The 5,564-nt window shown below is 71.4% G+C and carries 4 protein-coding genes; all 4 read right to left on the reverse strand.

Going from position 1 to position 5,564, the window contains the following annotated elements:
• On the reverse strand, positions 1-2,536 hold a 2,536-nt coding region (locus AB1578_21585), incomplete at its 3' end, for a response regulator (protein MEW6490490.1).
• Between the two features lie 19 nt (positions 2,537-2,555).
• On the reverse strand, positions 2,556-2,987 hold the full coding sequence (locus AB1578_21590) for a response regulator (protein ID MEW6490491.1): 432 nt from the start codon (positions 2,985-2,987) through the stop codon (positions 2,556-2,558).
• Positions 2,984-5,119 (reverse strand): PAS domain S-box protein, encoded by a 2,136-nt coding sequence (locus AB1578_21595; protein MEW6490492.1) that lies wholly within the window; start codon positions 5,117-5,119, stop codon positions 2,984-2,986. The genes AB1578_21590 and AB1578_21595 overlap by 4 nt, the downstream gene beginning before the upstream one ends.
• The gene (locus AB1578_21600; protein MEW6490493.1) at positions 5,116-5,421 is read right to left on the reverse strand and encodes a hypothetical protein; all 306 of its coding nucleotides are present in this window, start codon (positions 5,419-5,421) and stop codon (positions 5,116-5,118) included. Before AB1578_21600 ends, AB1578_21595 begins: the two co-directional genes overlap by 4 nt.
• Positions 5,422-5,564 lie beyond the last annotated feature (143 nt).

Here is a 5,564-nt window from a genome sequence, read left to right on the forward strand (position 1 = left end):
CGCGGCCGTTCATGCCCGGCATCACGACGTCGGTGGCCAGCAGGTGGATCTCGCCGGGCTCCCGCGCGGCCAGTTCCAGCGCCTCTGCCGGGCTTTGGGCCGTCAGCACCCGGTAGCCCTGGCGCTCGAGGATGGCCTGGCCCAGGGCCAGGATCGCTTCCTCGTCCTCCACCAGGAGCACGGTCTCGGTGCCCGGGGGGGGAGCCGCGGGCACATCGCGGACCACCGCCGCCTCGCCCCCTCCCGTCCACCGGGGCAGATAGATCCGGAAGGTCGTCCCGTGGCCGGGCTCGCTGTAAGCGTAGATCGCGCCACCGGCCTGCTTGACGATGCCGTACACGGTGGCGAGCCCCAGGCCGGTGCCCTTCCCGGGCTCCTTGGTCGTAAAGAAGGGCTCGAAGATGTGGGCCAGGGTCCCCTGGTCCATGCCGGCGCCGGTGTCGGTCACCTGGAGCACCGCGTGCTCCCCGGGGGCGGCCCCGGGATGCGCCTCGCACCAGGCCTCGTCGAGCACCGCATTGGAGGTCTCCACCGTGACGGTGCCGGTTCCCGGGATGGCGTCGCGGGCGTTCACCGCCAGGTTTGCCAGGATCTGGTCCACCTGGCCGGGGTCCAAGTACACCCGCCACACGTCCGCCCCCGGCTTCCAGCGGAGCTCGATGTCCTCCCCGATCAGCCGCTGGAGCATCCCGTGCAGGGCCCCGACCGCCTCGTTCAGGTCCAGGGCCCGGGGGGCCACCACCTGCTGCCGCGCGAAAGCCAGGAGCTGGTGCGTAAGGCGTGCCGCGCGGCTGCCGGCGTCGAGGATGCCCTGGAGCCGTGGCAGCAAGGGATGGCCGGGCTCCAGGTCTCCGGCGGCGAGCTCGGCCAGGCCGTTGACGACGGTGAGGAGGTTGTTGAAGTCGTGGGCCACGCCCCCCGCGAGCCGGCCCACCGCCTCCATCTTCTGGGCCTGGCGGAGCTGGTCTTCCAACCTGTGGTGTGCGGTCACGTCGCGCTTGACGCAGATGACCTTCTCGACCCGGCCATCGGCTCCCGCCAAGGGCATGGTACGTACCTCCCACGCCCGACCGTCGGGGCTCGACAGGACGTCCTCGTGGGGGGTGCCCGACGCGAAGGAACGCAGAATCGGGCAGGGTTCGCAGGCCCGCGCGCGGCCGTACCAGAGCTCGTGGCAGCGCTGCCCCACCATGGTCTGCGGCTCGGTCGCGACGGCCCTGGCCGCGGCACGGTTGGCCCACAGCACCCTCAGCTTGGGGTCGAGCAGCATCAGGCCGTCGGGGATGCCGTCCAGCAGGCCCTGGAACTCCTGGGACAGGCGGCGGAACTCGGCTTCGCTGGCGCGCAAGGCCTCGTCGGCGCGCCTGCGCTGGGTGATGTCGCGGATCACGCCGATGTTGCCTGCCGGTTGGCCCTGGTCATCGTGCAGCTTCAGTGCGAAGAGTTCCCCTGCGAACACCTCCCCGCACTTTCGCCGGAACCGCACCTCCAGGAGCTGGCCGGCGGTGGGCTCCCGGCGGTCGAATACCTCGCGGCCGGTGCGCGCAAACTCCTCCTGGCTGCCATAGAGCACGCTCGTCTGGCGGCCCAGGACCTCGTGCGTTTCATACCCGAAGACCGTGCGCAGGGCTGGCTGGTTGGCGTCGACGATGGTGCGCGCCTCGTCGGCCACGATCACCACGTCGCGCAGGCTGGAGAAGAGGTTCCGGTACCGGGCCTCGGCCCTGCGGAGCTCTGCCTGCTTCTGCACGTTTTCGAGCACCACGGGCAGGCGGGTCAGGTAGCCCGGGCGCTTGACCACGTAGTCCTGCGCCCCGAGGCGCAGGGCCTCGACCGCGACCTCCTCGGTGCCCTGGCCGGTGACCAGCACGATGGGAACCGTTAGACCCCTCTCCTGGCGCAGGGCCTTGACCACCTCCAGGGCGTCGAGGCCGGGGAGCCGGTAGTCGAGGAGCACGACGTCCCAGGGCAGGGGGTCTTGGGTGGATCCGGGGAGCCGGGCCAGGACCTCGGCGCCGCCGGTCACGACCTCCAGGTGGATGTGGGAGGCGTGCTGGGTGAGGTAGCGGCGGGTGAGGTCCACGTCGAAGTCGTTGGGCTCGGCATAGAGAACGCGCAGAGGCCGGGAACGCCGCTCCCGCCGGGTCCGAAACCGGTCGCGCGCCTCGGCCAGCACCCGCGGGAGCTCGGCCGGGTGCCCGGGCTTTTTTACCAGGTAGTCTTCGGCCCCCGCCTTCAGGGCGGCCACCGCCGCCTCCTGGTCGCCCGAGCCGGTGAGGATGACCACCGGCAGGGAAGCCGAGCTGCCGCCGACTTCCGCCAGGAGCTCCAGGCCGCTCCCGTCGGGCAGGCCCAGGTCGGTGAGGAGCACGTCGAAGGGAAACGGCGGCGGACCCAGCCGCTCCCGGGCGGCCGCCAAGGTTTCTGCAACCTCGAGCTCGATCCCTGGGGCTAGCCGCCCAAGCTCGCGCCGGGCCAGGTCGGCGTCGGCCGGGTTGTCCTCCACGTAGAGCACCCGCAGCTTCTCGTCTCGCATCGTCCCCGCCCCCTTGCGCTTACCGCGACGGCTGGTTGGTGACGCACCAGTAGAGCTCGATCCGGCCGGCGACCTCGAGGAACTTGGCGAAGTCCACCGGCTTGACGATGTAGGAGTTGGCACCCAGGCGGTAGGCGGCGGCGATGTCGCCGTCCTCGGCAGACGAGGTGAGCACCACCACCGGGATGTCGCGGCTCACCGGGTTCGCCTTGAACCGCTCCAGCACCTCGAGGCCGTGGACCCGGGGAAGCTTGAGATCCAGGAGGACCACGACGGGGCGGGCCTCCCCCCCCTCCCACCGGGGCAGGAAGGCCAGGGCTTCCTCCCCGTCCCGGGCCACCAGCACCGGGTTGGCGAGCTTGCGGCGGGCAAAGGCGCGCAGCGTGAGATCCACGTCGGCGGGGTTGTCCTCGATCAGGAGCACGGGACGGTTGAAGGTAGTGTCGGTCATCGGGGAATCTCCAGGAAGAAGGCGGCTCCCTGCCCCGGCTCGCTCTCGGCCCACACCCGGCCGCCCATGCGGTCCATGGCCTTGCGCACCAGCGCCAGGCCGATGCCGGTGCCGGGGTAGTCCTCGCTGCGCTCCAGGCGCTGGAAGATCTCGAAGATCCGGTCGTGGAACTTCATGTCGAAGCCGATGCCGTTGTCGCGCACCCACAGAAACGCCCGGTCGCCCTCTTCCCGGGCGCCGACCTCCACGACGGGGGGTTTGGCGCCGCGGCTGAACTTGACTGCGTTCTCCAACAGGTTGCGCAGCACCAGGGCCAGGCCGTCCCGATCGGCACAGACCTCGAGCGCCGGCATCTCCACACGCAGTTCGGCGCCCGCCTGGGCGAGCTCGGCCCGGCGCTCGGCCGCCACTGCCTCCACCAGCGAGGCCAGGTCCACCGCCGTGCGCTGGAGGGTTCGCCGCTCCAGGCGCGAGTAGGCGAGCAGGTCCTCGATGAGCTGGTGCATCTGGGCCGCGCCCTGGCGGATATTGGCCAGGAAGAGCCGGCCCTCGTCTCCGAGGCGCTCCCGGTAATCGTCTTCGAGCAGCCGGCTGTACCCGTCGATCCCCCGCAGCGGCGCCTTCAGGTCGTGGGAGACCGAGTAGGAGAAGGCCTCGAGCTCCCGGTTGGCGGCCTCGAGCTGGGCGGTGCGCTCGCGAACCCGCTGCTCCAGTTCTTCGTTGAGGCGGCGGATCGCCTCTTCGGCTCGGAGTTGCTCGCCGATGTCCTGGAGCACGGCCATGATGCCGTCGACGTTGCCGGCGGCATCCCGGGTGGGAGAGGTGAACAGCGCCAAGTCGATCGGCATGCGGTCACGGCGTCGGTGGTGCAGACGAAGGCCGGTGAAGCTCTCGCCCGCCAGCACCCGTGCCAGCAGCGCGCGGAACTCCCCCTCCTGCTCGGGCGGCACGATCGGCAGGGACCGGCCGACCGCCTCGGCGGCGCTCCAGCCGAACAGCCGCTCCGCCGTCTCGCTCCAGAGCTGCACCCGCCCCTCGGCGCTCAGGTGGAGGATGGCCAGGGGCGACGCGGCCACCACGGCGGCGAGCCGGTCGTGGGCCTCGGTCAGGGCCCGCTCGGCCTCCTTGCGCTTCGAGATGTCCAGGGCGAAGGCGATCCGGCTCGCCGGCTGCCCGGCCTCGTCGCGCAGCACGGTGATGTCCAGGAGCACCGGGAAGCGCCGGCCGTCCTTGGCCCGGTGCTCGGCCTCGAACACCCCGTGGGACGTCCTGTCCAGCGCTTCCAAGGCGGCAAGGACCGCGCCGGTTCGGTCTTCGGGGAACAGCCGCCCGATCGGCAGGCCGACCATCTCCTCCCGCCGATACCCGCGGGCCCGGGCAAAGGCAGGGTTGACCGCGACCAGAGTGTTGGTTCGGGCATCCGAGATCGCCGCACCGAGGTCGGCTCGCTCGAAGGCCTCGGCCCAGAGTCGCAGGCGCGCCTCGGTGCGGAGCAGGGCGGCGTTGGAGGCTTCGAGCTCCTGCCGCCGCGCCCGCTCGCGGCGGCGCAGGCGGTGCAGGGCCTCGGCCGTCGCGCTCACCACAAGGCCCGAGGCCAGGAGAAGGCCCCACTGGAACAGGTCGTGGGGGGCGCCGATGGTGAACCCGCCGGCGGGGGGGGTGTAGTAGGCGGTGGCGAGAGCGGCCGCGGCCGTGGCGGCCAATCCAGGGCCCAAGCCACCCAGCAGGGCCGACAGCGCCAGCGGCAGCATGAACAGGATGAGGAGCGGACGGTCCCCGAAGGAGACGGAGAGGTTGGAGCGGACGAACACCATGGCCAGAACGAGCGCCACGGCGAAGGAGTAGGCGAGCCACCGCGGCCAGGGCCCTGCACCCAGGGCACCGAGAAACGCCTCGGAGGTCTGAGCCTCGCCCCCCTCCTCCGCCGAGGGGACGCCTCGAAGGGCGCAGTGGAAGGCTGCCGCGCTGACCAGGACGAAAAAGAGCCCCTTGGCCGTGGATAGCCACACCGCGGCCCCCACGTCGGCGACGGTGGAGAGCAGTTGGTCCGACAACAGGATCCAGGCTAGCGCGAGGGCGGCATAGGCCAGGGTGGCTGCCAGGATGTAGCGGTGTCGGCGAAACGGCTTCATGTCGGGCAGCCATCGAAGGGGGGCGGCCACCGCCCCGGGTCGTGCGCCAGGGGAGAGACGGCCAACAGGCGTAGCGCCCGGATGCGGGCGCCCAAGTGCTGGTCGACGGCAGCGGCGAAGTTCTTTGCGAGGTTCGCCGCCTCCTGATTGCGATGGACCTGCCCGGCGCGCACGCTGTCGTAGGCCAACCACGTTGCCAGGACGAGGAGGGGCAGCCTGCACAGGCCGATCGCGCGGTAGAGAACGTCCTTCACGGAGACGCCGTGCCTGCGGTGTGCGCCAGGGTGTATGCGTGCGGTCACGGACATGCCCTCCTGCCGCGGGGCCCAGGCGGCTGGTCGACGCAGAGAACCGAGCAGGCCCCACCCCGCAACCGGGTCGGCGGCGCACCCTTCGCGGTTGCGCGAGAGAGAACGGGGGTCCGGGTGGACCCTCCGGCACGGTT

It is taken from the genome of Thermodesulfobacteriota bacterium (assembly GCA_040756475.1).
In the GTDB taxonomy this organism is placed as follows: Bacteria; Desulfobacterota; Deferrisomatia; order Deferrisomatales; family JACRMM01; genus JBFLZB01.

What these genes read in the sequence shown, in the direction of transcription:
- AB1578_21590 (MEW6490491.1), bottom strand. Translation starts at nt 2,987, where the DNA reads ATGACCGACACTACCTTCAACCGTCCCGTGCTCCTGATCGAGGACAAC.
- AB1578_21595 (MEW6490492.1), bottom strand. Translation starts at nt 5,119, where the DNA reads ATGAAGCCGTTTCGCCGACACCGCTACATCCTGGCAGCCACCCTGGCC.